This is a genomic window from Dietzia sp. IBK-p2-16D, from assembly GCF_057773085.1.
Window position 1 is genome coordinate 1 of the sequence record NZ_JBYMTL010000072.1, and the last position, 440, is coordinate 440.

Consider the following 440-nt stretch of genomic DNA (forward strand, 5'->3'; position numbering starts at 1 on the left):
GACAGTGTGTTCACTGTGGAAGCCATTGGATACCCGTAAAAGGCTCTGGGACTAGGCGAGGCTATTGCCTCAAATGTCATGGACATACATGCGGGCCAGATTGCCCCTTAGCTCGTTTTGGGTGTCTACCATTTGAAACGTATCTTGAGATATTAGAAGGAAAAATTGACATCAATAACATCCCTATTGTTGTCCCCTTTGGATAGTAAATTGAGGTGAAAATATGGCTGCTCCTGAATATGGCGACTTGATCTTTGAAACAACTTTGACTAGCGGAACCGGCTCAATTACTTTGGATGGTCCGATCACAAATCGATTTGCATTTAGCACAGAATATGCAAACGGCGATCCGGTTGTTTATACCATTGAGCATCAAACACAACCCGAAATTGAAGTGAATCTAGGCACTTGGACTACGGGCGGAATTCTGACTCGTGGAA

The 440-nt window shown here is 44.1% G+C and carries 1 protein-coding gene; it reads left to right on the forward strand.

Annotated features, from left to right (window positions below; all coding sequences use genetic code 11):
• Window positions 1-223: 223 nt before the first annotated feature.
• A partial coding sequence (locus tag AC3DE3_RS17410) for a hypothetical protein (RefSeq protein ID WP_488370875.1) occupies window positions 224-440 on the forward strand: 217 nt, incomplete at its 3' end.